This window comes from Variovorax sp. W1I1 (genome assembly GCF_030815625.1).
Taxonomy (GTDB): Bacteria; Pseudomonadota; Gammaproteobacteria; order Burkholderiales; family Burkholderiaceae_C; genus Variovorax; species Variovorax paradoxus_C.
On record NZ_JAUSWZ010000001.1, the window covers coordinates 1,392,994 to 1,415,952 of the forward strand.

Sequence of the window (22,959 nt, forward strand, 5' to 3'; positions counted from 1 at the left end):
GCCCTTATCGCATCTGCAGCCGCGCATCCTTCGGATAGCTGATCGTGTAGTCGGCCGCCACGCGCGCGGTCTTGCCTGCGTCGAGGTCGAAGCTCCACATCGCGAGGCCCGGCTGCTTGTTCCACGCCAGCTCGCCCGGCTGCGGCGAGAACTGCGAAGCGATGCGCACCTGCTCGTCGACCGAGACCGGCGCCGCTTCGAGCACCTGCACTGCGATCGGCGTGCGGTGGCGGTTCTCGACCACGTAGGCGCGCTGCACCTTGCGCTCGGCGCGCGTGCCGGCGAAGCCGCCCGTGCCCTGGTTGTCCTTCTCCGGTTCGGCCTGCACGCGCACCAGCTCGTCGCGGCCGAAGGAGAGCGTCAGGCGCGCATCGCTGGGCGCCGTCCACTGGCCGTTGCCGACGAAGTTGCCGTCGCGATAAAGCTGCATCGGGCCGGCCGGCCACACGCCGGTGGGCTGTGCGAGGTCGGCGACCAGGAAGGCGCTCGCATCCACGCGCGGACTGGTGCGCGAGGCGAGCTTGGCCGTGTCCTCGTACTGGCCGAGCGCCATCGTCACGCGCTGGCCGTTCGAGGGCACGTCGATGCTTTGGGGTACCGAGAATTCGGTAGCAAAGCTGTTGTCGAACACGCTCACATCGAACAGCGGCGCGCGGCGTTCCATGGCCGATTCCCTGAGCGACGGCGGTGCGCCCGCAATGGCTGGCGCCGGTGCCGCCATGTAGGCCATGTCGGTCTTTGGGCGCTGCGGCGGCGGCTCGATGCCGATGCGCCATGCGCCCGGCGTGCGGCCGGTGGTTTCGCGGCGCGGCTGGCCGGTGGAGAGCACCAGCTTCACGCCGTGCCAGTCTTCGCCCGTCGCCTGCGCCACCAGCGCCTGGCGCTCGATGCGCACCTTGCGCGTGGTGGTGTCGAGCAGCGCGCGGTAGGTGGGCGTCCAGCCGGGGCCATTGACCTGGTAGCTGAGCTTCACCTCGGCATCGGCGCTGGCGGCCAACGTGACGGTCACGGCCACCACCTGCGCGCCGTTGCCCTGCGAGCGCTTGCGCTCGGCGATCAGCGGGTTGAGCTGGCGGTCGATGTCGCTCTGCTTGCGCGCGAGCTGGTGCTGCTTCAGCAGCGAGTCCTGCCCGGTGCGGCGCATCGCGTCGGTCATCGCGGCGAGGTTGCGCGCGTCCATCGGCGCGCGGGCGCCTTGTGATGAATCTCCGCCCGAGAGGCCCTTGAGGTAGCCCGTGACCATGCCCAGCGCATCGCTCTCGGCCTGCAGCGCGGCCTTCTGGTCTTCGAGTTCGCGGATGCGGCCGTCGAGCGCGCTGGTGGCGCAGCGCGCCGAAAGCTCGCGCTGCTCGTTGAGCACCGAGGTCTCGCCCACGCGCACCGACGCATCGGCCGACACCTGCAGGCTCTGAACGTCCAGCCCAGCCGGCAGGCACGCGAAGGTGACCGAGCGGCTGCCGGCCGCCACGCGCGCCACGCGCTCCACTGTGGCGCTGCCGGGGTAGACCTTGACCTGGGTGATGCGCGAGTCGGCCGCCTGCGCTTGCAAGGGGGCCGGCACCTGGGCGCTGGCGCTCAAGACCAACCAAGTGGCGGCGACGACGGTGGCGCGGAGCAGGAGGGCGGAGGACGGTGCTTTCATGGAGGAGCCTTCGAGAGTGAGTGGGTTGACCTCCACTCATACGGCCGGGCTCGTTCAACGGGGTTAAGGCGCCGCGAGAAATATTTCATGCCGATGGCGGCTGTCGCCAATGCAACCGCAACGGCGCTTCCGGTCACGCGTGCGACGACGCGCGGCGGGCGCGGTTCGTAGAGTGGATTCGTCCACACCGCCAACCCATTCCACTCCAAGGAGAACCGCCATGCTCGACACCATCCAGGCCATCAACCGCACCGCTTCGTTCAACCGCTGGGCCGGCTTCGAAGTCCACCATGCCGCCGACGGCGAAGCCGAACTGCGCATGAACTGGCGCGAGGAAGACATGGGCCAGTACGCCGGCTTCCTGCACGCCGGCATGATCGCCGCGCTGCTGGACACCGTGAGCGGCTACGCGGCCTCCACGAAGGCAGGGCGCGTGCTGGCCTCGCACTTTTCCGTCAACTGCATCTCGCCCGCCATCGGGCGCGCCTTCGTCGCGCGTGGCCGGGTGGTGAAGGCGGGACGCAAGCAAGTGTTTGTCGTGGCCGAGCTCTATGCGCAAGTCGAGGGAAAAGGCGAGGACGAACTCAAGCTCGTGGCGACGGGGAACGCCATCCTCGTTCCGATTGCGCCGGAAGAGCTTCAGCCGAAGCCCGCCGCCTGAGCTTCAGCCCGAACAACGGCCGCAGCCAGTTGATGCGGCGGATCAGCCCGTCGGTCAGCAGCCAGCAGCAGAGGATGGTCAGCGCCACCAGCAGCGCGGGCTCCAGCACCGGGCCGAGCGCGAGCGGCGCCAGCACAGTCACGCCGACGATGATCAGCGTCTGGTGCAGCACGTACCACGGGTAGACCGACTCGTTGGCCCAGCGCAGCCAGGGCCACGGGCGGTTCAGGTGGCGGTGGCCGTGGCCCAGGATGGTCGCGATGGCCAGCCACATATAGAGCGTGCGAAGCAGGTCCATGAGCAGGCCAGGAGCGGACTTTCCCGCGCCGACCCGCAGCGCGATGAAGGTGCCGATCGCCACGACCGCCAGCACCAGCGACACCCGCCGCAGCCGCTCCAGTTCCTTCCAGATGCCCGTGTCCACGCCCATCCAGTAGCCGTAGAGGAACACGGTGAGATAGATGGCGTGCAGGTAGAAGTCGCGCACCAGGTTGTGCGTGGGCGGGAAGTGCGGGGCCAGCAGCACCGTCCACGCCAGCAGCGGGAGCACCGGCAGCAGCAGCAACTTCCAGCCGCGCAGCGCGTTGAACCGGCGGCGCACCCACTGGCCGGCCGGCGATTGCCACAGCGGCAGCGTCAGTGCGACCAGCGCGGTGTACGCAAACAGGTAGGGCAGGTACCAGAGATGGTTCCAGGTCATGCCGAACTCCGCACCGTCGAACGCCCGCTTCGGCCACGGCTCGGCCATCGACAGGTAACGCAGCAAAAAGGCGCCGAAACCCGGCGCGACCAGCCCGTTGGCCACGCCCTGCGCGTAGGCCTGGTAGGGCACGATCACCATCATTCCGAAGACCAGCGGCAACATCAGCCGGGCGCCCCGGCTGCGCAGCAGCGCCGCGGTGCCCTGGTGGCGTGCGAGGAAGCCCAGCGACACGCCGGAGATCAAAAACACCAGGTCCATGCGCCAAAGGTTCAGCACCCGCATCGGCCACTGCAGCCATTCGGCCGCGTGCGGGCTTTTGAGGTGCCAGGGCCAGTCGGCCACGTAGTACATGGCCACGTGATAGAGGATCACGAACAGGAAGGCCAGGGCGCGCAGGGCGTCGATGTCGTGGCGCCGGTCCGTGCCGGGCAGGGGAGTCGGAAGGCTCATTTCAGGGTCCTCGAAACAGAAAGAGCGGCCATCGTGTGGCCCGGCACCGCCTAGCGGCGCGCCCGCGGGACGGATGGCCCGGCCTTTGTGACGAGCGGTGGCCTCGGTGGGACGAAATTCGCCCCGCCATCGCGCAGATGGCGAGAATCCCGGGCATGAAAGCGTCCCGCCGCAACCTGTACGAGCGCTACGAGCCGATCCGCCGCTACGTGGAAGCGGGTTTCTGGATCGTGCTGATGGCGCTGCAGGGCGTCTTCAGCACCATGGTCGCGGTGGTCGATGCCCGCAACCGCGCCGTGCCGCGCGCGACCTGGGAAATCGTCACCTGGGAAGGGTCGAGCCACCTGGTGCTGCTGATGCTGATTCCGGTGTTCGTCGCCGTCGAGCGCCGGCAGGCGCCGCTGATGCCCGGGCGTTGGGTGCGTTTCGTGGCCGGGCACATCGTTGCAAGCGTGGCCATCAGCGTGGTGCACGTGGCGGGGATGTTCGCGGTGCGCTCGCTGATCTATGCGCTGATGGGCGGTCGCTACGACTTCGGCGGCTGGACCGGCCAGTGGGGCTACGAGTACCTGAAGGACGTGCGGGTCTACGTCTCGATCGTCTTCGGGATCTGGGCGTACCGGTTGTTCATGCTGCGGTTGCAGGGCGAGGCGAGGGTGCTCGATGCGCCGGAGGCGGGGGTGTCCGATCCGCAGCCTGAAGCCGCGCCGCCGCTGCCATCAGCCCCGGCCGGCGACGTGCCGCCAGCGCCGGAAGAAACTCCGCCGCCCCCGCCACCGCCGCCGCCCCGCCCCGAACGCTTCCTCGTACGCAAGCTGCGCCGCGAATTCCTGATCGCCGCCACCGACATCGACTGGCTCCAGGCCGAGGGCAACTACGTCGGCCTGCACGTCAACGGCCACGACTATCTGCTGCGCGCCACGCTCACCGATTTCCTGACCCAGCTCGACCCGGCCAGGTTCGTCCGCGTGCACCGAAGCCATGCGGTGAACCTCGCGCGCATCAAGGAAATCGAGCCGCTGGACGGCGGCGATGCCCGCCTGCACATGCACGACGGCACGACCGTGCCCTGCAGCCGCCGCTATCGCGATGCGCTCCGGGCCGGCGCAGGCTCGACGGGCTGAAAAAGCAGCCTGTTCCGGTGCGCGAGCGCGCCGTTATGGCCCGTTTCGCACCATCAAAGAGCCTTCAGGCACCATTTTTGCTTCCTTGCACCGTCGCTCTGGGCAATCCGGGTGCGATGCACCAATTCAAACCAAAAACTGCAAGAAGCTCCCATGGACGCACTCAAACAGGGCGCAGATGCGCTGTTCATCCTTCTCGGCGCCATCATGGTGTTGGCCATGCATGCCGGTTTCGCCTTTCTGGAACTGGGCACCGTGCGCAAGAAGAACCAGGTCAATGCGCTGGTGAAGATATTGGTCGACTTCTCGGTCTCGACCATCGTGTACTTCCTGGTGGGCTACGGCGTGGCCTACGGCACCCACTTCTTCGTGGGCGCCACCGAACTGGCGGCCAAGAGCGGCTACGAGCTGGTGAAGTTCTTCTTTTTGCTGACCTTTGCTGCTGCCATTCCGGCCATCATTTCGGGCGGCATCGCCGAGCGCGCCAAGTTCTGGCCGCAGCTCATCGCCACCGCGGTGATCGTCGGCGTGGTGTATCCGCTCTACGAGGGCATCGCCTGGAACAAGGCCTTCGGCATCCAGGCCTGGATCGCCGCGGTCACCGGCCACGAGTTCCATGACTTCGCCGGCTCGATCGTGGTGCACGCCGTGGGCGGCTGGCTCGCGCTGCCGGCGGTCATCCTGCTCGGCGCGCGCCGCAACCGCTACCGCGGCGACGGCTCGCTGAGCGCGCATCCGCCGTCGAACATTCCGTTCCTCGCGCTCGGTGCGTGGGTGCTGTGCGTGGGCTGGTTCGGCTTCAACGTGATGAGCGCGCAGAGCATCGACAAGATCTCGGGCCTCGTGGCCGTCAACTCGCTGATGGCGATGGTCGGCGGCACGCTGGTGGCGCTGGCCCTGGGCAAGAACGACCCCGGCTTCGTCTACAACGGCCCGCTCGCCGGCCTGGTGGCCGTGTGCGCCGGCTCCGACCTCATGCATCCGCTCGGCGCGCTGGTCGTGGGCGGCGTGGCGGGCGGCATCTTCGTTGTCATGTTCACGCTCACGCAGAACAAATGGAAGATCGACGACGTGCTCGGCGTCTGGCCGCTGCACGGCCTGTGCGGCACCTGGGGCGGCATCGCGGCCGGCATCTTCGGCACGCAGGCGCTGGGCGGCATCGGCGGGGTGAACGTTTGGGCGCAGCTGATCGGCACGTTGATCGGCGTGGTCTGGGCCCTGGTCGGCGGCGCGGTGGTGTACGGCACGCTCAAGGCCACGATGGGCCTGCGCCTCTCGCAGGAAGAGGAATACGACGGCGCCGACCTGTCGATCCACCACATCTCGGCCACGCCGGAGCGCGAAGTCAACTGGTAAGGAAGGCCCAGGGCGGGCAGGGTTGGGCTATTCTTCGGCCCCTCTAAAGACAAGCCGGAGAAGGAAGACCCATGACCCAACCCACCCACTGGCTGCGCCGCGGCATCGCCGCACTGGCGAGCAGCGTGCTGATGCTTTCGTTCACGGCGGTGCACGCCGCCGCCCCGCAGATCAAGACCCAGGCGCCGGGCTTCTACCGCATGATGCTCGGCGACTTCGAGGTGACCGCGCTCTTCGACGGCACCATCGATCTCGAGGTGAAGAAGCTGCTGACCAACACCACGCAGGCCCAGGTCGGCAAGCTGCTCGACCGCTCCTTCAAGAAGGAACTGGTCCCCACTTCGGTGAACAGCTACCTCATCAACACCGGCAGCAAGCTCGTGCTGATCGACACCGGCGCCGGTTCGCTCTTCGGCCCCACGCTGGGCAACCTGCGCAACAACCTGCTGGCCTCCGGCTACAAGCCCGAGCAGGTCGACGACGTGTTCATCACCCACATGCACGGCGACCACGTCGGCGGCCTCATCGTCGACGGCAAGCTGGCCTTTCCCAACGCCACCATCCACGCCGGCCAGGAAGACGCCGATTTTTGGCTCAGCAAGGCCAACCTGGAAAAGGCCACGCCCGAGATGAAGGGCTTCTTCCAGGGCGCGCAGGCGTCGCTGAATCCGTACGTCGAAGCCGGCAAGTTCAAGCCCCTGACGGGCGGCGCCGCCGACCTCGTGCCCGGCATCAAGGCTGTCGCGGCCCACGGCCACACGCCCGGCCACAACACCTACGTGATCGAGTCCAAGGGCCAGAAGCTCGTGCTGTGGGGCGACCTGATGCACGTGGCCTCGGTGCAGTTCGTGCAGCCGCAGGTGACGATTTCGTTCGACGTTGATTCCAAGCCCGCCGCGGCCGAGCGCAAGAAGGCGTATGCCGATGCGGCGAAGGGGCGCTACCTTGTGGCCGGCGCGCACTTGCCGTTCCCGGGGCTGGGGCGCATCCGGGCCGAAGGCTCGGGGTATGCGTGGGTGCCTGTGGATTACCAGCAGGTGCGATAACTCGGTGATCTGAAGCGTATTCGGGCCGGATACGCTTCATTTTTGAAGCGTATTTTTGGGACGCCGCAGCGGCGGTGACGGGTTCGCGAGGTCGGAAAGCACGGATTTGCCTGCTGTAGCAAACTCCCCCGACCCCATCGCTTCCACGCCAACAACCGCCCCATGACCCAATCCCCACCCGCCCTCGAAGTTCTCCCCCGCGACCTCTCCGCCTACCGCCAGGGCAACGTCGGCATCGACTACGTGCACCGCTTCGAGTCCGGCAAGCCCGGCCCGCACGTGCTGATCAATGCGCTCACGCACGGCAACGAAATCTGCGGCATGACCGCCGCCACCCACCTGCTCGACAACGGCGTGCGCCCCAAGATCGGCACGCTCACCGTGGCCTTCGCCAACATCGACGCCTACGAGTCGTTCAAGGAAGAGTCCCCCTACGACAGCCGCCAGATCGTGCACAACCTCAACCGCATCTGGTCGCCCGAATGGCTGGACGGCGGCGAGGACAGCCCCGAACTGCGCCGCGCGCGCGTGCTGCGGCCGGTGGTGGACGCCGCCGATCACATCCTGGACATCCATTCGACCAGCCAACCCGTCGTGCCGTTCTGGGTCTACCCGGCGTTCGAGCGCAACGCCGAGGTGGCGCTGGCCATCGGCCGCCCGTCGGTGCACCTCGTGATGCCCGATGGCCTGGGCTCCGGCACGCCGCTGATCCAGTACGGCAGCCACGGCGGCCCGGACGGCAAGGGCGTGGCGATGGTGGTCGAGTGCGGCCAGCACTTCCTGCGCTCGGCGTCGGTGCTGGCGACCGCGGTCACTTACGACTTCCTCGCGTACTTCGGGCTCGTCGACAAGGATCCGGCCACGCCTGCACCCGCACCGCAGCGGCGCTTTCAGCTGCTGCAGACGCATGTCATCAAGTCGGAAGACTTCGCGTTCGTGCGGCCGCTGATCGGCTTCGAGACCTTTTCGAAGGACGAACTGATCGCCACCAACGGCCCGGACGAAATCCGCGCGCCGTGCGACGACTGCACGATCTTCATGCCCGCACAGCGCGTGATCGTAGGGCGCGAAGCGGTGTATCTGACCAAGCCGATCTGAAGAAGCGCATGACGGATTCGCCCGTCGTGAGCCGTTGGCGCGTGGCGGGCCTGGTGTTCGTCTTCCTGTGGTTCGCTCTCGGCGGTGTCGCGCACTTCGTGGCGACCGAGGCGGAGATGCGCATCGTGCCGCCGTACATCCCCTGGCCGCGCGCGGCCGTGCTGGTGAGCGGCGTGTTCGAACTGCTGGGTGCGGCCGGGCTGCTGTGGCGGCCGACGCGGCGTGCCGCGGGGATCGGGCTCTTCTTGCTGACGCTCGCCGTGACGCCCGCGCATTTCCACATGCTGCAGCGGCCGGAGCTTTTTCCGAGCGTGCCGTATTGGGCGCTGGTGGTGCGGTTGCCGGTTCAGGTGGCGCTGTTGGCGCTCATTGCCTGGAGCACGTCGGTGTGGCCGGGGTCGAAGAAGAGGGTCAGCAGATGAGCAGGTGCGTCGGCTTGCTGGTGGTGCTGTAGTCGGCGTGCCAGTAATGCGGGTCGTCGCAGAGGCTGAAGACGGCCTCGGCGTTCGTGTGGCGATTGTCGAAGTGGTTGTGCAGGGTGACGTGTACGGAGCCTGCATCGGGCCAGTCGATGCCGACATCGACGACGCGGTTGCCTGAGGCGATTTCGGCGGCGAGGATTTTCTGCAGGGCGGGGTGCAGGCGGGTGTTGAGGATGTCGAGGGTTTCGCGACGGTTGGCGCGGGCGGACGATGTGTCCAGGCAGTCTTCGGTGAACACAGGAAGACTGGACATGCCGCGGCCTAAGACGGCTGCATCAGCTTCACGATTTGCACGCGAAGTGGTGGCAGATCGTTCTGGATGGTTTGCCAGACGATCGTGTGATCGATCGTGAAGTAACCATGCGACAAGGCGTTGCGCATTTCGTAGGCAAAGCACCATGGGACGTCCGAATGGGCATTAGCAAAGGCTGCGTGGTGCTTGACGATGTTGTTGCTGGCCTCGCCGATCACTTCCAGATTCCGCACCACGGCATCCTGCGTTTTCCTGTCGACGAGATAGGCGTCGAGCGCGGCGCCGTTCGTGTAGTCGCGAATGTTGTCGATCGCCTGCAGGATATGGCCGAGATAGTCCGCCACGCGGTGCGGATCGCTTCGGTTCATACCGGCACGGCCTCGCGAAGCACCTGGTCGCGATAGCGGGGCGGCAAGCCGTTGGGCGTGAGCACGTCAACTTTCATGCCCAGCAGATTCTTCAACTCGTGCCGGATGGCCCCGATGTCCATGAATGTGGTCTGCGTCGTGGGCTCGACCAGCAGATCGAGGTCGCTGTCGGGGCCGTCCTCGCCCCGCGAAACCGAGCCGAACACCCGCACATTGCTGACGTGATGGCTCAGCGCGATCTCGCGAATGCGGGCGCGGTGCTGAGACAGGGCTTCGGAAGGGCGCATGGGCCGGAGTTTAGTGCGGTGGCTTGCCTGATCTCAAGCCGCGATGAACAGGGCGGGATCGACCATCGCCCGATTCAACATCACAGACCAGTGCAGATGCGGCCCCGTCACCCGCCCAGTCGCACCCACCGCCGCCAACTGCTCCCCCGTCTTCATCACATCCCCCACCTTCACATCCACCCGGCTCAGATGGCAATACATCGTCAGCAGCCCGCCGCCATGGTCGAGCCAGACCGTGCCGCCGTTGAAGAAATAGTCCCCCGTATCGATCACCCGCCCCGGCAGCGGCGCCAGCACCGGCGTGCCCGTGCCGGCCGCGATGTCCATCCCGCTGTGCGGATTGCGCGACTGCCCATTGAACACGCGCCGCAGGCCGAACGAGCTGGAGCGGCGACCCGGCACGGGCACGCGCATCTGCAGCACGGCATCGGGCCGCAGGTCGGTGAGCGTGGCCATCACGCCGGCCAGGTGATCGCGTTCGCGCACGTAGCGCGCTTCGTCCTCGGGCGAGAGGTCGACCGTGCGCGGCGCCACGGTCAGGCGCTGCTCGCGGTATTGCTTGTCGGTGACCGTGTAGGCGACCTGCCTTTCGCTGCTGCCGTTCTCGGCGCGCACCGTGATGCTCGCGTCGCCGGGCGTGGCTGCGAGCGGGATGCCGACCAGCGCCGTCCATTCGATGGCGTCACCCACAACGAGCAAGGGCACGTCGCCTGCAAAGGCCGCCGGGCGCTTGGCGCTCGGGCCGAGCGACAGGCGCGCCACGCCGCCCGGCACCTGGGATGCGTGCGGCCAGACGTCGGGGTGTTTCTGCGTTTGCGCCTGCTTCGACTTCGCGGGCGCAGCAGCGGCGGCCTGCGTTGCGGGCAGCGCGAGCAAGCCCAGCGTGCCGAGCAATGCGCTGCGGCGATTCATCAGAGCGGGCGTGAGGAGGTCGGGCGAGGTGGTTCGGATGTTGTCGTGCATGAAGGGAGGATTGAATGAAAGAGGTTTTGTCTGTGACGTCGCGCGGCCGCGTTCGTTGTTACTCGCGCCAGGTGCCGGGCGCCAATCCATCAAGCGTGTGCGGCCCGATGGCGGCCCGGATCAGGCGAAGCGTGGGCAGCCCGACAGCGGCGGTCATGCGCCGCACCTGCCGGTTACGGCCTTCGCTGATCGCCAGCTCCAGCCAAGCGGTCGGAATGCTCTTGCGTTCGCGAATCGGCGGTTGCCGCGGCCACACATCGGGCGGCGGATCGAGCAGGCGCGCGCGGGCGGGGCGCGTGAGACCGTCGTTGAGTTGCACGCCCTGGCGCAGCGCGGCGAGCGCCTCTTCGGTCGGCACGCCTTCCACCTGCACCCAATAGGTCTTCTCCATCTTGAAACGCGGATCGGCGATGCGCGCCTGGAGCTGGCCGTCGTTGGTGAGGAGCAGCAGGCCTTCGCTGTCGGCATCGAGGCGGCCGGCGACGTAGACGTCGGGGATGTCGATGAAGTCTTTCAGCCCACGCCAGCGGCCCTCGGGGGTGAATTGGCTGAGGACGCCGTAGGGCTTGTTGAAGCGGATGAGGCGGGAAGAGCTCGGAACAGTCATGAATGCACAGGATAGCCCGGGTCCGCGGCCGGTCGGCGTCGGACGGCGGCGGCAGGCCACATCAGATCGCGCAGCCGTCCTGCAACGTGAGCGTGTTCACGCGGCTTCCAATCTACCCAGACAACTGAACAACGGAGTCGGACATGACGATGCGAAGTTTCAACAGGTTGGCGTGGGCGGTTGCTGCGGGGGTCGCGGTGGCGGGATGCAGCAGCACCTCGTTGCGCGTCGGCGGCGCGCCCGATGCGAGCGTCAAGAACTGCGTGACTGCCGCCGCGCGCGAACTGCGGGTGCCGCCGGGCAGCATCGCGGTGGACAGCGGCTCGACGCCGCGCGACGGCGTCTACACGATCAACCTGAAGGTCGGCCCGCAAGGCCGCTCGGCCGTGTGCACGACAGATGAAAACAGCGCGGTGCTGGGCGTGGTCTACAAGCGGCCCGAATAGATGAAATGAAAAAGCCGGGGCCATTTACGGCCCCGGCTTTTGTGCGGAGGAGGGGCGGGTTACTTACCCCAGCTATCCCGCATCCCCGCAGCCCGATTGAACACCCGCTTGCCGGGCGCATCCGTCTTCGTATCCACCACGAAGTACCCATGCCGCTCGAACTGAATCCCCACGCCAGCCTCAGCCATCGCCAATGAAGGCTCCACGAACGCCGAGCAAATCTCCAGGCTCTGCTTGTTCAACTCATCCAGCAGCTCCCCGCTCCCCGGATTCGCCGCCGCAAACAGCCGCTCGTACAGCCGCACCTCGGCCTGCACCGCATCCGCCGCAGCCACCCAGGTGATGTTCCCCTTCACCTTGATCGCGTCCGCGCCGGGCGTGCCGCTCTTGGTGTCCGGCACCAGCGTGGCCTGCACTTCGACAAGCTTGCCGTCGGCATCGCGCGTGGCGCCGGTGCATTCGATGACGTGGCCGTACTTCAGCCGCACCTTGTTGCCTGGGAAGAGGCGGAAGAAGCCCTTGGGCTGCACGTCCTCGTAGTCGGTGCTTTCGATCCACACCTCGCGGCCGAGCTTGAACTCGCGTTTGCCCATCTCGGGGTGGTGCGGGTGCACGGGGGCAGAGCAGTCGTCCAGCACATCGTCGCCGCCCATGAGCTCGCCCCAGTTCGTGATCACCAGCTTGACCGGGTCGAGCACGGCCATGGCGCGCGGGGCGATGGGGTCGAGGCTGTCGCGCAGCGCCGCTTCGAGGCTGGCGTAGTCGATCCAGCCGCCCGACTTGGTGGTGCCGCTGCGCTCGCAGAACAGGCGCAGCGCCTCGGGCGTGTAGCCGCGGCGGCGCAGGCCCGCGATGGTGGGCATGCGGGGGTCGTCCCAGCCGTCGACGTGGCCTTCCTCGACCAACTGGCGCAGCTTGCGCTTGCTGGTCATCACATGGGTGACGTTCAGGCGCGCGAATTCATATTGGCGCGGATGCGGGCTGGCGATGAGGCCGCCTTCGGCGAGGCGGTCGAGCAGCCAGTCGTAGAAGGGGCGTTGGTCTTCGAATTCGAGGGTGCAGATCGAATGGGTGATCTGCTCCAGCGCGTCTTCGATGGGGTGCGCGTAGGTGTACATCGGGTAGATGCACCACTTGTCGCCGGTGTTGTGGTGGTGGGCACGGCGCACGCGGTACAGCGCGGGGTCGCGCATGTTGATGTTGGTGCTGGCCATGTCGATCTTGGCGCGCAGGATGGCGGCACCGTCGGCGACCTGGCCGTCGCGCATGGCGCGAAACCGCGCGAGGTTCTCTTCGGGCGTGCGGGTGCGGAAGGGGCTGTCGGTGCCGGGCGTGTTGAAGTCGCCGCGGTTCGCACGCACTTCGTCGGCGGTCTGCTCGTCCACGTAGGCGAGGCCGGCGCCGATGAGGTACTCGGCGGCTTCGTACATGAAGTCGAAGTAGTTGCTCGCGAAGTACTCGTGCGGCTGCAGGGTGCCGGGGGCGCTGGGGCGGTCGGCCAAGTAGGTCTCGTAGCCGAGCCACTTCACGGCGTCGCGGATGGAGTCGACGTATTCCTGTTCTTCTTTTTCAGGGTTGGTGTCGTCGAAGCGCAGGTGGCTCACGCCGCCGTATTCGCGGGCCAGCTCGAAGTTGAGCCAGATGCTCTTGGCATGGCCGATGTGCAGGTAGCCGTTGGGTTCGGGCGGAAAGCGAAGGCGGACCTTGGCGGGGTCGGTCATGCCCTCTGCGTGGTGAGCGGCGTTGCCCGGGGAGCCGCCCCATTTGCGGCCGGAATAGGCACCCTGTGCGAGGTCGTTCTCGATCACGTGGCGCAGGAAATTGCTCGGTGCGGCGGCCGTTTTGGCACCGCTTTTGTCGGTCGGGGAGGTCATTGCTTCATTCTAGAGGGGACCCCCTGCGGGTTACCTTTGGCAACGTTCTTCACAATGGCCGGTGCACCCCGTTTGCAATTGCCGCGTTCAATACACACATGGGCGGTCCAGACCCGGACAGTGCCCCCGAAACAAGGAGTCAACATCATGAGCCTCACACGTTCCACCTTCTTCAAATGGGCTGCCGCGGGCGTCGTGGCAGCCGGTGCATTGTTCGCAGCCACCTCGGCCAGCGCTCGCAGCGATGTGAGCTGGTCGATCGGTGTCGGCGTCCCCGGCGTGGCGGTCGGCGTGGGCGGTCCCGCCTACTACCCGGCTCCCGTCTATGCACCGCCGGCCCCGGTTTATTACGCACCGCCCCCGGTCTACTACCGTCCGCCGCCGCCGGTGTACTACCGCCCGGCCCCGGTGTATTACGCGCCGCCGGCTTATTACGGTCCCCGCTACTACGGCGGTGGGTACTACCGTGGCCACGGTCACCGTCATGGCCACTGGCGCTAAACAGCCACAGCATTCGTGACTGAATGAAAAAAGCCGGCTTCCGAAAGGGGCCGGCTTTTTGCTGGGCGCTTGCCGTGCAATTTCACATCGCGCGAAACAGATGGGCGTAGAGCCGGCTGACCGGAATCTTCTCGGCCCGCCCGCGCAGCATGAGGTGCAGCTTGCCGGCTTCGTCGCGGTGCACCGATTCGATGGCCGCGCTGCGCACCACCACTGCGCGGTGCACCTGCCAGAAGGTGTCGGCGTCAAGCTGGGTCAGTAGTTGCTTGAGCGGCGTGCGGATCAGGTACTCGTGCGTGGCAGTGAGCACCCGCAGGTACTTGTCGGCCGCCTCGAAATACAGCACTTCATCGATGGGCACCATGCGCACCGTGCTGCCGCCGGCATCGCTGGCGGCAATCATCCGCAGCGGTGCCGAGGCTGCCGCTGCCGGCAGGGCCGCGCCGGTGCCGGCTGCGGTGAGCACCTGGCGCCATTGCGCAAGGGTTCGTTCGAGCGCTTCGTCACTGGCCACAGCAGGGGAGGCCGATGAAGAAGGCTGCTGCGCCGCCAGCGCCTGCTGCAGCCGCGCCACGGTCTTCTGCAATCGCGCGGGCTGCACGGGCTTGAGCACGTAGTCGATGGCCTCTGCCTCGAAGGCGCGCGCGGCGTATTCGTCGTAGGCGGTGACGAACACCAGCTGCGGCATCGGCGCCTCGTCGGTGGGCCAGCTGTCGGCCAGCTCGGCGGCGGCGCCCAGGCCGTCGAGGCCTGGCATGCGGATGTCGAAGAACAGCACCTGCGGCAAGAGGCGCAGCGCCTCGCGCACCGCGCTGCGGCCGTCGCCGGCGGTGGCGACGATCTGCAGTTCGGGCCACGCGGCGGCCAGTTCGGCCTTGAGGGCTTGGGCCAGAAGGGGTTCGTCTTCGGCGATCAGTGCGGTGGGGTTCATCGTGGTTGTCGTCGCATTCATGAGGCAGCAGCAGTCACTGGCAGCGGAAAGCTCAGCGTGGCGCAGGTCCCGCCGGCCGGCGCGGCTGCAAGGCGCATCTCGCTTTGCGGGCCGAACACCGTGGCCAGGCGCTCGCGCACCTGTTCGAGCCCGAAGCCGCTGCCGCCTTCTTCAGAGTCGGAGGGCAGCGCCGCATCGAGCCCGACGCCGGTGTCGTTCACTTCGATGACCAGCCGGTCTGCGTTCCGGCGTGCGCGCACGGCGATCTCACCGCCTTCGACCTTGGGCTCCAGCCCGTGGCGGATGCTGTTCTCCACCAGCGGCTGCAAGAGCAGCGGCGGCACCGGAACGTCGCGGAGGTCCTCGGGCAGGTCGAGCGTGTAGCGCAGGCGCTTGCCCATGCGCACCGACATCAGTTCGAGGTAGTCGCCCAGCCGGTCGAACTCGGCCGAGAGCGGATGCGCGAGCGCGCGCGAGCCGCTCAGCGTCATGCGCAGATAGCTGTTGAGGCGGTCGAGCATCGCCACCGCGCGCGGCGGATCGGCGGTGATCAGCACGCGCAGGTTCGCCAGCGTGTTGAACAGCATGTGCGGCTCGAGCTGCGTCTCCAGCAGCTTGAGCCGTGCTTCGGTGGCGTTGCGCTGCGCCAGGTCGAGCTGGCCCTGCATGTGCTTGCTCTTGCCGAGGCTGAAGAAGAAGTAACACATGCCGATGGTGGCAACCAGGGTGATGACGATGGTCGACGTCATCTTGCGCGTGGCGAGATTGCGGAATTCCATCGGCGGCACACCGACCCAGGCGTCGCCTATTGCATTGCCGGCAAGAAAGCCGACGGTGACGCCCAGCGCCACCAGGCCGTAGCCCCAGAGCCCGTGCGGCCACAGCACCTCCTTGCTGCCGCTCAGGATCAGCCGGCCGGTGTCGATGACGAGCCAGCTGATCGTTCCGATCGACAGCGAATACACCATCTGAGATTCCCAACTGCCGTTGCCCGAGATGGCCAACGCCGAGCCGATGAGGCAACAGAAGGCGACGGTGATCAGGCCATGCCGCAGCATGTTGCGGAAGTTCTCCGCGCGAAACCGGGGCAGCGCTTCAGGGGTCACCCGTGCTCCCCGGCGCCCAGTGCACGGCGCTCGCGTGCCACGAGCCGGTCGTAGAAGCCGCCGCCGGGCGCGAGGAACCAGATCACCGCGCCGTGGATGAGGAGGCCGAGGCCCCAGCCCATCAGCGGATACATCGCCCAGCTGTGTCCCTTGGCGGCCGAGAGCCCGACCAGCCCGATGTTGACCAGCACATAGACGAAGGCGTGGATGTACCAGCCCATCTTGGCGCCGGCGCGGCGGCGGGCGAGCTTTTCGAGGTCGGGACGCGAAGCATTGGAGGTGGTGGTGTTCATGACAACTCCTTGATCTGAACGGGAATGAAATCGGGTGCGGAAGGCGGCATTGTGGGCCGGAGGGCCGCGCGCTGCCGCAGTTCCTCGGTGGTGTCGCCGGGCCCATCCGGACGCCAGCCCGGCGGCTTGACGAGGTATCCCACGAACGCACGCACCGAGCGAGCCGAACGCAGGTCGCGCAACAGCGCGCGCCAGTGGGTGAACTCGATCTCCAGGATGTTGTGCGAGGTGATCGGGTTCACCAGCCCGTAGCGGCAGGGCAGGTCGGCGCGTTCGGGAATGTAGGTGCCGAAGAGCCGGTCGAACACGATCAGCACGCCGCCGTAGTTGCCGTCCAGGTATTCGAGATTCGAGGCGTGGTGCACCCGGTGCGCCGAGGGCGTGTTGAGCAACCATTCGAGAGGCCCGAGGCGCGGAATCCACGCCGCATGAATCCAGAACTGGTAGAGCAGGTTCAGCGTGAGCATCAGCAGGATCACCTTGGGCGGCATGCCCAGCAGCGGCGCCAGCATGAAGAACAGCAGCGTGCCGGTGAGCTTGCCGGTCCAGCCGAAGCGGTAGGCGGCCGACAGGTTCAGCTGGTTCGGCGAATGATGGATGGCGTGGGTGCACCAGAACCAGCGCACCCGGTGGGCGGCGCGGTGGTACCAGTAGTAGCAGAACTCCTGGCCGATGAAGCAGGCGACCCAGCCGCTCCAGTGGTCCATCGGCAGGGTGAAGAGGCGGTGGCTCCAGAACCAGTCCATCGCGCCGGTCCAGAAGGCCACCGGCAGCAGCCAGCGCAGCGGGTATTCGCGCACCAGGAAGTCGAACACGGAGACGCCGGCCGCCTTCCAGTCGTAGCTTGCCCAGCCGTTGCGCCAGGAGAGCACCAGCGCCTCGAGGACCGAGGCCACGAGCACCACCGTGACGGAAATCTTGAGGAGCAGAAAGAGCACGGTCATGGCGGTTCCTGGCTGGGCGGGGCGCTCGGGGCTGGGGCTCGGATCTTAGGCCGCGCGGACGCCGGTGGCGACAGCGTCGGTGGCGATGGCCAGCTTCCACAGGCGCACCGCGCGGGCCGCGAAGATGCCGCTGAAGGCGCCGTACAGCGTGGGGATCGCCAGGGCGAAGACCGCCTGATGGCGCAGTTCGGGGTGCATGGCCAGCGCCACGCCCACCACGTACTTGGTGCAGAAGATGCCCATCATCAGCGCGAGCGGCACGGCGCTGCCGGCCAGGTGGAACTGGCGGTTTGCCGCGTCGTAGCGGGTGGTGGCGGGCAGGGGGCGCTGCAGCACCAGCGCGATCAGCACCGCCGCTGCCGCCGCCCAGCCGAGCAGGGCGCCCAGCGAATCGCCAAAGGCCGAGATCACGCCGAAGACCGACAGGCCGCCCATGAGGATGGGCATCAGCGTGACCCGGCTGAGGCTCACGCTGTTCGACAGCAATTGCTTGGCGCCGAGCCAGACGAGCAGCACGAAGACGGCGAACACCCACTTGGGTGTGTGAAGAAGGATCTGCAGCAGCATGGTGGTTCTCCGGTGAAAGGTATGGGTGTTGTGAACGGGGAATCGATGGGCGGACTGTGCCGGCGCTGCCTCTCCCCGGCCACCGCGATGCGACGAAATGCGGGAACGCGGCGCGAGGCGCATCCGGCCGGCGCGAACCGCAGGCGCCCGGTCTCGATCGATCGGGCGGCCCGTCAGCTTTACCGTCGCTTTACGGCGCAGCAAACAGCGGTACTACCATTCGGCGCTGTACTCTAGGCCGCAACCCTGCACCTCCCCACGCATCCCCATGGACCCCAAAACTCCCCCCGAGCCCCTGCCGCCCATCGTGTCGCCGACACATCCTCCGGCACAGAGGCGGCGCTGGCTGGGGTGGTTGCTGACCCTGGCGCTGCTGGTGGCCCTGGGAGGCGGTGCCTGGTACCTGATACAGCGTTCGAAAGCCCCCGCGGCGGGACCGGGCGGTCCCGGTGGTCCAGGTGCCGGGCGTCCGGGTGGCGGGCCGGGCGGACGGGGCGGCGGCGGTGCGTCCGCCAACACGGTCGGTGTCGCCACCGCGCGGCAGGCCGACATTCCGGTGCAGCTCGAGGCGCTGGGCACGGTCACTCCGCTGGCCAACGTCACCGTGCAGCCGCAGGTCTCGGGCGTGCTCACCGAGGTGCTCTTCAAGGAAGGGCAGATGGTCAAGAAGGGCGACGTGCTCGCCACCATCGATCCGGCGCCGTTCCAGAACGCGCTGGCGCAGGCCTCGGGTGCACGCCAGCGCGACGAGGCCCAGTTGGCCGCCGCGCGCGTTACGTTGCAGCGCTACCAGACGCTGCTGACGCAGGACTCCATCGCGCGGCAGGACGTCGACACGCAGGCCGCGCTGGTCAAGCAACTCGAAGGCACGGTTGCCATCGACCGCGCCAACGAAGGCACCGCAAAGCTCAACCTCACTTGGAGCCGCATCACCGCGCCGGTGAGCGGGCGCATCGGCCTCCGGCCGGTGGACGCGGGCAACTACATCTCGACCGGCACGACCGGCGGCGTCGCGGTCATCACGCAGATCGCGCCCATCGACGTCGAGTTCTCCGTGCCGCAAGACCGCGTGCCCGAAGTGCAGGAGCGTCTTGCGCAGGGCGCGCAGCTCGAGGCAACGGCCTTCGACCGCACCCGCACGCGCCAGCTCGCCAAGGGCATGTTCTCCACGCTCGACAACCTCGTTGACACGCAGACCGGCACCGTCAAGTCGAAGGCGCGCTTCTCGAACGCCGACGGCGCGCTGTTCCCGAACCAGTTCGTCAACCTGCGGCTCCTCTTGCGTACCGTGAGCAGCGCGGTGGTGGTGCCGGTGACGGCGCTGCGCCACGGGCCCAACGGCGACTACGTGTACGTGATCAACGAAGACAACACGGTGTCGCAGCGCCCGGTAACGCGCGGCGAATCGAGCGTGGACAACGTGGCCGTCATGTCGGGCCTGAAGGCTGGCGAGCAGGTCGTGACCGAAGGCGGCGACCGGCTGAAGGACGGCGCGCGCGTGCAGACCCAGGCCGACCGGCCGGCCACGCCGGCTTCGGGCGCCGCATCGGGTGCCCATCGGCGCCGTCAGGGTGGCGGCAGCGGCGCGAGGGCGGGAGGCCAAGCGCCTGCTGCCGCTGCGACCGCGCCTGCCACGGCCGCAGCGCCCGCCGGTGTAGCCGCAGCGCCACCGGCCGCAGCAGCAACATCAGCGCCCGCAGCCGCAGCCAAGCCCCCCACCGCCGAGCAGCGCCAGCGCATGCTCGATTCGGTGAAGGACAACCCCGAACAGCTCGAACGCCGCAAGCGTTTCCTCGAAGCGCTCGACAAGGGCGATCCGGCGGCGCTGGAGCGCTGGCAGCGGATGTCGGAACGTCAGGGAAAAACGGAATGAGCGCGTGGGCGGACTTTTCCCTCCCCCGCTGGGGGAGGGTTAGGGTGGGGGCACGGCGGCCGTTGAACAGCCATGGCGTGTTTGGCGCCGCTTGCCCCCATCCCAACCTTCCCCCGGAAGGGGAAGGAGTAAGAGCATGAGTCCCTCACGCCCCTTCATCCTGCGACCGGTGGCGACCTCGCTGCTGATGGTCGCGATCGTGCTGGCCGGCATGGTCGGGTTCCGCTTCCTGCCGCTGTCGGCGCTGCCGCAGGTCGACTACCCCACCATCCAGGTGCAGACGCTCTACCCCGGCGCCAGCCCCGAGGTGATGAGCAACACCGTCACCGCGCCGCTGGAGCGCCAGTTCGGCCAGATGTCGGGCCTGGACCGCATGAGCTCGACCAGCGCGGCGGGCGTGTCGATCATCACGCTGCAGTTCTCGCTCGGACAGACGCTCGACGTCGCCGAGCAGGAAGTGCAGGCCGCCATCAACGCCGGCGGTTCGCTGCTGCCGGCCGATCTGCCCGCGCCGCCGGTGTACGCCAAGGTCAACCCGGCCGACGCGCCGGTGCTCACACTCGCCATCACTTCCGATACGCTGCCGCTCACCGAGGTGCAGAACCTCGTGAACACCCGGCTCGCGCAGAAGATCAGCCAGGTCTCGGGCGTGGGGCTGGTGTCGCTCAGCGGCGGACAGCGCCCGGCCGTGCGCATCCAGGCCAACACGCAGGCGCTCGCTGCCAACGGCATCGGGCTCGATACGCTGCGCACCGCCATCAGCGCGGCCAATTCGAATGGCGCCAAGGGCAGCTTCGACGGCCCCAAGCGCGCCTACACCATCAACTCGAACGACCAGCTGCTCACGGTCGAGGACTACAAGAACCTCATCGTCAGCTACAAGAACGGCGCGCCGATCCGCATGGTCGATGTGGCGCAGGTGGTCAACAGCGCAGAGAACACGCAGCTCGGCGCGTGGGCCGGAACAAAGTGCTCCCCCGAGGTTGCTTCGCAACCTCCCCCCCAGGGGGGCGGCTGCCTTGGGGCGGCCCGGCGGCAGCCTGGGACCGCCGAGAACGGCGAAAGCGCCGAGCCCAAGCTCACGCCCGCCATCATCCTGAACGTGCAGCGCCAGCCCGGCGCGAACGTGATCGCCACCGTCAACGCCATCAAGAAGCAGCTGCCCGAGCTGCAGGCCGGCTTTCCGGCGGGGCTGAAGATCGAGGTGCTCAGCGACCGCACCGCCGGCATCCGCGCCTCGGTGCAGCACGTGGAGATGGAACTGGTGCTGGCCGTGGTGCTGGTGGTGCTGGTGATCTTCGCGTTCCTCGGCAGCCTGCGCGCCACCGTCATCGCGAGCATCGCGGTGCCGATCTCGCTCATCGGCACGCTGGGCTTGATGTACCTCCTGGGCTACAGCCTCAACAACCTGAGCCTGATGGCGCTGACCATCGCCACCGGCTTCGTGGTGGACGACGCGATCGTGATGATCGAAAACATCGCCCGCTACATCGAGGAGGGCGAAAAGCCCTTGCAGGCCGCGTTCAAGGGCGCGACGCAGATCGGCTTCACCATCATCTCGTTGACGGTGTCGCTCATCGCGGTGCTGATTCCGCTGCTCTTCATGGGCGATGTGGTCGGGCGCCTGTTCCGCGAGTTCGCGGTGACGCTGGCGATCACCATCCTGATCTCGGCGGTGGTCTCGCTCACGCTGGTGCCGATGATGTCGGCGCGCTGGCTCAAGCACGAGCCCAAGAAGGAGCCCGGCGGCACGGGTTTCGGCGCACGCGCGCAGCGTTTCTTCGACGGTGTGATGGTGCGCTACGACCGCTCGCTGCACTGGGTGATCGACCACCAGCCGCTCACGCTGCTGGTCGCGCTGCTCACCATGGTGCTCACGGTGGTGCTGTACCTCACGATCCCCAAGGGCCTGTTTCCCACGCAGGACACCGGCCAGCTGCAGGCGCGCATCCAGGCCGCGCAGGACGTGTCGTTCGATCGCATGGCGCAGCTGCAACTGCAGGCGGCACGCGCGGTTCTCGAAGACCCGGACGTGGAGAACCTCAGTTCCTTCGTCGGCGTCGATGCTGCCAACAACACCATGCTGCACACCGGCAGCATGCTCATCAACCTGAAGGGCAGCCACGACAGCCAGCAGGAAGTGATGGACCGGTTGCGCGAACGCGTGCGCCAGGTGGCCGGCGTCACGCTGTACCTGCAGCCCACGCAGGACCTGACCATCGATGCCGAGACCGGCCCGACCGAATACCGCGTGTCGCTCGAAGGCGTGAACAGCGCGCTCATCACCGAGTGGATGCAGAAGCTGGTGGCCAAGCTGCAGGAGTCGGACAAGGTGCGCAACGTGAGCAGCGATGCCGGCGCGCAGGGGCTCGCTGCATTCGTCAACGTGAACCGCGACACGGCGGCGCGGCTGTCGATCACCGCGAGCACGGTGGACGATGCGCTCTACAGCGCCTTCGGCCAGCGCATCGTGTCGACCATTTTTACCGAGACGAACCAGTACCGCGTGATTCTCGAAGCGCGGCCCGGCATGGTGAACACGCCGCAGACGCTGGGGCAGCTGAACCTGATCGCCGGATCGGGCACGGCGACGCCGCTCGCTGCAATCGCAGACATCTCCGAGCAGCCGGCGCCCTTGCAGATCACGCACGTGGCGCAGTACCCGGCGAGCACCTTGAACTTCGACACCGCGCCTGGCGTGTCGCTCGGCCAGTCGGTCGATGCGATTCGGGCGGCGGCCAAGGAGATCGGCATGCCGGGGAGCGTGACGATGACTTTCCTTGGCGCATCGGGTGCCTACGAACGGTCGCTGTCGAATCAGTTGTGGCTGATTCTTGCGGCGGTTGTCTGCGTGTACATCGTGCTGGGGGTGCTGTACGAGAGCTATGTGCATCCGCTGACGATCTTGTCGACGCTGCCTTCTGCGGGGGTGGGGGCGCTGCTTGCCCTGATGCTGACGGGCAATGACCTGGGAGTGATTGGGATCATCGGGATCATTCTGCTGATCGGCATCGTCAAGAAGAACGCGATCATGATGATTGACTTTGCTATTGATGCGGAGCGGACTGAAGGGAAGTCGGCTCGGGAGGCAATTCATCAGGCTGCTCTGTTGCGATTCAGGCCTATCTTGATGACGACTTTGGCTGCTCTGTTTGCAGCTGTGCCTCTGATGCTGAGCTTTGGTGAAGGTGCCGAGTTGCGGCGGCCGCTGGGGCTTGCGATTTTTGGTGGGTTGATCGTTAGCCAACTGCTGACTTTGTTCACTACGCCTGTTATCTATCTGGCGTTTGATCGGCTTGGTGGGGGTAGTTCGCGTCGGGCTGCGGTTGAGGAGGAAGCGGCTTGATCGGTTTTGCTTCCTGTTCTTTGTTTTTTTCCCGAGGC

At 67.1% G+C, this 22,959-nt stretch carries 23 protein-coding genes; 10 read left to right on the forward strand and 13 right to left on the reverse strand.

The features are described from left to right. Positions 1-4: 4 nt before the first annotated feature. Entirely contained in the window at positions 5-1,642 is a 1,638-nt protein-coding gene (locus tag QFZ83_RS06550; RefSeq protein ID WP_307504060.1) for a DUF4139 domain-containing protein, read from the reverse strand. A gap of 220 nt (positions 1,643-1,862) precedes the next feature. Between QFZ83_RS06550 and QFZ83_RS06555 the strand changes: the two genes are divergently transcribed. Then, the gene (locus QFZ83_RS06555) at positions 1,863-2,303 is read left to right on the forward strand and encodes a PaaI family thioesterase (RefSeq protein ID WP_307504063.1); all 441 of its coding nucleotides are present in this window, start codon (positions 1,863-1,865) and stop codon (positions 2,301-2,303) included. Here the strand turns inward: QFZ83_RS06555 and QFZ83_RS06560 are convergent. Then, on the reverse strand, positions 2,227-3,456 hold the full coding sequence (locus tag QFZ83_RS06560; protein ID WP_307504066.1) for an acyltransferase family protein: 1,230 nt from the start codon (positions 3,454-3,456) through the stop codon (positions 2,227-2,229). The genes QFZ83_RS06555 and QFZ83_RS06560 overlap by 77 nt on opposite strands. A 155-nt stretch (positions 3,457-3,611) precedes the next feature. Between QFZ83_RS06560 and QFZ83_RS06565 the strand changes: the two genes are divergently transcribed. From QFZ83_RS06565 to QFZ83_RS06585, 5 genes are all read left to right on the forward strand, one after another. After that, the gene (locus tag QFZ83_RS06565) at positions 3,612-4,580 is read left to right on the forward strand and encodes a LytTR family DNA-binding domain-containing protein (RefSeq protein WP_307504069.1); all 969 of its coding nucleotides are present in this window, start codon (positions 3,612-3,614) and stop codon (positions 4,578-4,580) included. A 153-nt stretch (positions 4,581-4,733) separates the two neighbouring features. After that, on the forward strand, positions 4,734-5,936 hold the full coding sequence (locus QFZ83_RS06570) for an ammonium transporter (RefSeq protein ID WP_307504071.1): 1,203 nt from the start codon (positions 4,734-4,736) through the stop codon (positions 5,934-5,936). Positions 5,937-6,007: 71 nt separating this feature from the next. Continuing rightward, positions 6,008-6,982, forward strand: coding sequence for an MBL fold metallo-hydrolase (locus QFZ83_RS06575; RefSeq protein ID WP_307504076.1), 975 nt, complete (start codon positions 6,008-6,010; stop codon positions 6,980-6,982). Between the two features lie 162 nt (positions 6,983-7,144). Beyond that, positions 7,145-8,080, forward strand: coding sequence for a succinylglutamate desuccinylase/aspartoacylase family protein (locus QFZ83_RS06580; protein WP_307504079.1), 936 nt, complete (start codon positions 7,145-7,147; stop codon positions 8,078-8,080). An 8-nt stretch (positions 8,081-8,088) separates the two neighbouring features. After that, complete coding sequence (locus QFZ83_RS06585) at positions 8,089-8,502, forward strand: hypothetical protein (protein ID WP_307504082.1); 414 nt, start codon at positions 8,089-8,091, stop codon at positions 8,500-8,502. Here QFZ83_RS06585 and QFZ83_RS06590 read toward each other — a convergent pair. Genes QFZ83_RS06590 through QFZ83_RS06610 form a run of 5 tightly spaced genes read right to left on the reverse strand, consistent with a single transcriptional unit; the run spans position 8,492 to position 11,040 of the window. Next, entirely contained in the window at positions 8,492-8,815 is a 324-nt protein-coding gene (locus tag QFZ83_RS06590; RefSeq protein ID WP_307504085.1) for a hypothetical protein, read from the reverse strand. The genes QFZ83_RS06585 and QFZ83_RS06590 overlap by 11 nt on opposite strands. A gap of 8 nt (positions 8,816-8,823) precedes the next feature. Further along, a complete protein-coding gene (locus QFZ83_RS06595; RefSeq protein WP_307504087.1) occupies positions 8,824-9,183 on the reverse strand; it encodes a DUF86 domain-containing protein in 360 nt (119 codons plus the stop codon). After that, a complete protein-coding gene (locus QFZ83_RS06600) occupies positions 9,180-9,470 on the reverse strand; it encodes a nucleotidyltransferase family protein (protein WP_307504090.1) in 291 nt (96 codons plus the stop codon). The genes QFZ83_RS06595 and QFZ83_RS06600 overlap by 4 nt, the downstream gene beginning before the upstream one ends. 33 nt (positions 9,471-9,503) lie before the next feature. Further along, positions 9,504-10,433 (reverse strand): M23 family metallopeptidase, encoded by a 930-nt coding sequence (locus QFZ83_RS06605; RefSeq protein ID WP_307504093.1) that lies wholly within the window; start codon positions 10,431-10,433, stop codon positions 9,504-9,506. A gap of 58 nt (positions 10,434-10,491) precedes the next feature. Further along, positions 10,492-11,040 (reverse strand): pseudouridine synthase, encoded by a 549-nt coding sequence (locus QFZ83_RS06610; RefSeq protein ID WP_307504096.1) that lies wholly within the window; start codon positions 11,038-11,040, stop codon positions 10,492-10,494. Positions 11,041-11,183: 143 nt separating this feature from the next. Here QFZ83_RS06610 and QFZ83_RS06615 point away from each other — a divergent pair, with 143 nt between their 5' ends. Beyond that, complete coding sequence (locus QFZ83_RS06615; RefSeq protein WP_307504100.1) at positions 11,184-11,486, forward strand: hypothetical protein; 303 nt, start codon at positions 11,184-11,186, stop codon at positions 11,484-11,486. Positions 11,487-11,545: 59 nt separating this feature from the next. On the opposite strand, the gene QFZ83_RS06620 is transcribed toward QFZ83_RS06615, so the two are convergent. Beyond that, positions 11,546-13,360: a glutamine--tRNA ligase/YqeY domain fusion protein gene (locus QFZ83_RS06620; protein ID WP_307504103.1), complete on the reverse strand. Its 1,815-nt coding sequence runs from the start codon at positions 13,358-13,360 to the stop codon at positions 11,546-11,548. Between the two features lie 147 nt (positions 13,361-13,507). Here QFZ83_RS06620 and QFZ83_RS06625 point away from each other — a divergent pair, with 147 nt between their 5' ends. Beyond that, positions 13,508-13,861, forward strand: a complete 354-nt coding sequence (locus QFZ83_RS06625; protein WP_307504106.1) for a hypothetical protein — start codon at positions 13,508-13,510, stop codon at positions 13,859-13,861. An 82-nt stretch (positions 13,862-13,943) separates the two neighbouring features. On the opposite strand, the gene QFZ83_RS06630 is transcribed toward QFZ83_RS06625, so the two are convergent. Genes QFZ83_RS06630 through QFZ83_RS06650 form a run of 5 tightly spaced genes read right to left on the reverse strand, consistent with a single transcriptional unit; the run spans position 13,944 to position 17,702 of the window. Beyond that, positions 13,944-14,792: a LytTR family DNA-binding domain-containing protein gene (locus tag QFZ83_RS06630; RefSeq protein WP_307504109.1), complete on the reverse strand. Its 849-nt coding sequence runs from the start codon at positions 14,790-14,792 to the stop codon at positions 13,944-13,946. Between the two features lie 17 nt (positions 14,793-14,809). Further along, a complete protein-coding gene (locus QFZ83_RS06635; RefSeq protein WP_307504113.1) occupies positions 14,810-15,898 on the reverse strand; it encodes a sensor histidine kinase in 1,089 nt (362 codons plus the stop codon). Next, positions 15,895-16,191, reverse strand: coding sequence for a 2TM domain-containing protein (locus QFZ83_RS06640; protein WP_307504116.1), 297 nt, complete (start codon positions 16,189-16,191; stop codon positions 15,895-15,897). Before QFZ83_RS06640 ends, QFZ83_RS06635 begins: the two co-directional genes overlap by 4 nt. Next, positions 16,188-17,135, reverse strand: coding sequence for a sterol desaturase family protein (locus QFZ83_RS06645; protein WP_307504119.1), 948 nt, complete (start codon positions 17,133-17,135; stop codon positions 16,188-16,190). The genes QFZ83_RS06640 and QFZ83_RS06645 overlap by 4 nt, the downstream gene beginning before the upstream one ends. A gap of 45 nt (positions 17,136-17,180) precedes the next feature. Further along, positions 17,181-17,702 (reverse strand): DUF6622 family protein, encoded by a 522-nt coding sequence (locus QFZ83_RS06650; protein ID WP_307504122.1) that lies wholly within the window; start codon positions 17,700-17,702, stop codon positions 17,181-17,183. Positions 17,703-17,970: 268 nt separating this feature from the next. Between QFZ83_RS06650 and QFZ83_RS06655 the strand changes: the two genes are divergently transcribed. Both QFZ83_RS06655 and QFZ83_RS06660 read left to right on the forward strand, forming a co-directional pair. Then, positions 17,971-19,575, forward strand: a complete 1,605-nt coding sequence (locus tag QFZ83_RS06655; protein ID WP_307504125.1) for an efflux RND transporter periplasmic adaptor subunit — start codon at positions 17,971-17,973, stop codon at positions 19,573-19,575. A gap of 136 nt (positions 19,576-19,711) precedes the next feature. Next, the gene (locus QFZ83_RS06660; RefSeq protein ID WP_307504128.1) at positions 19,712-22,921 is read left to right on the forward strand and encodes an efflux RND transporter permease subunit; all 3,210 of its coding nucleotides are present in this window, start codon (positions 19,712-19,714) and stop codon (positions 22,919-22,921) included. Positions 22,922-22,959 lie beyond the last annotated feature (38 nt).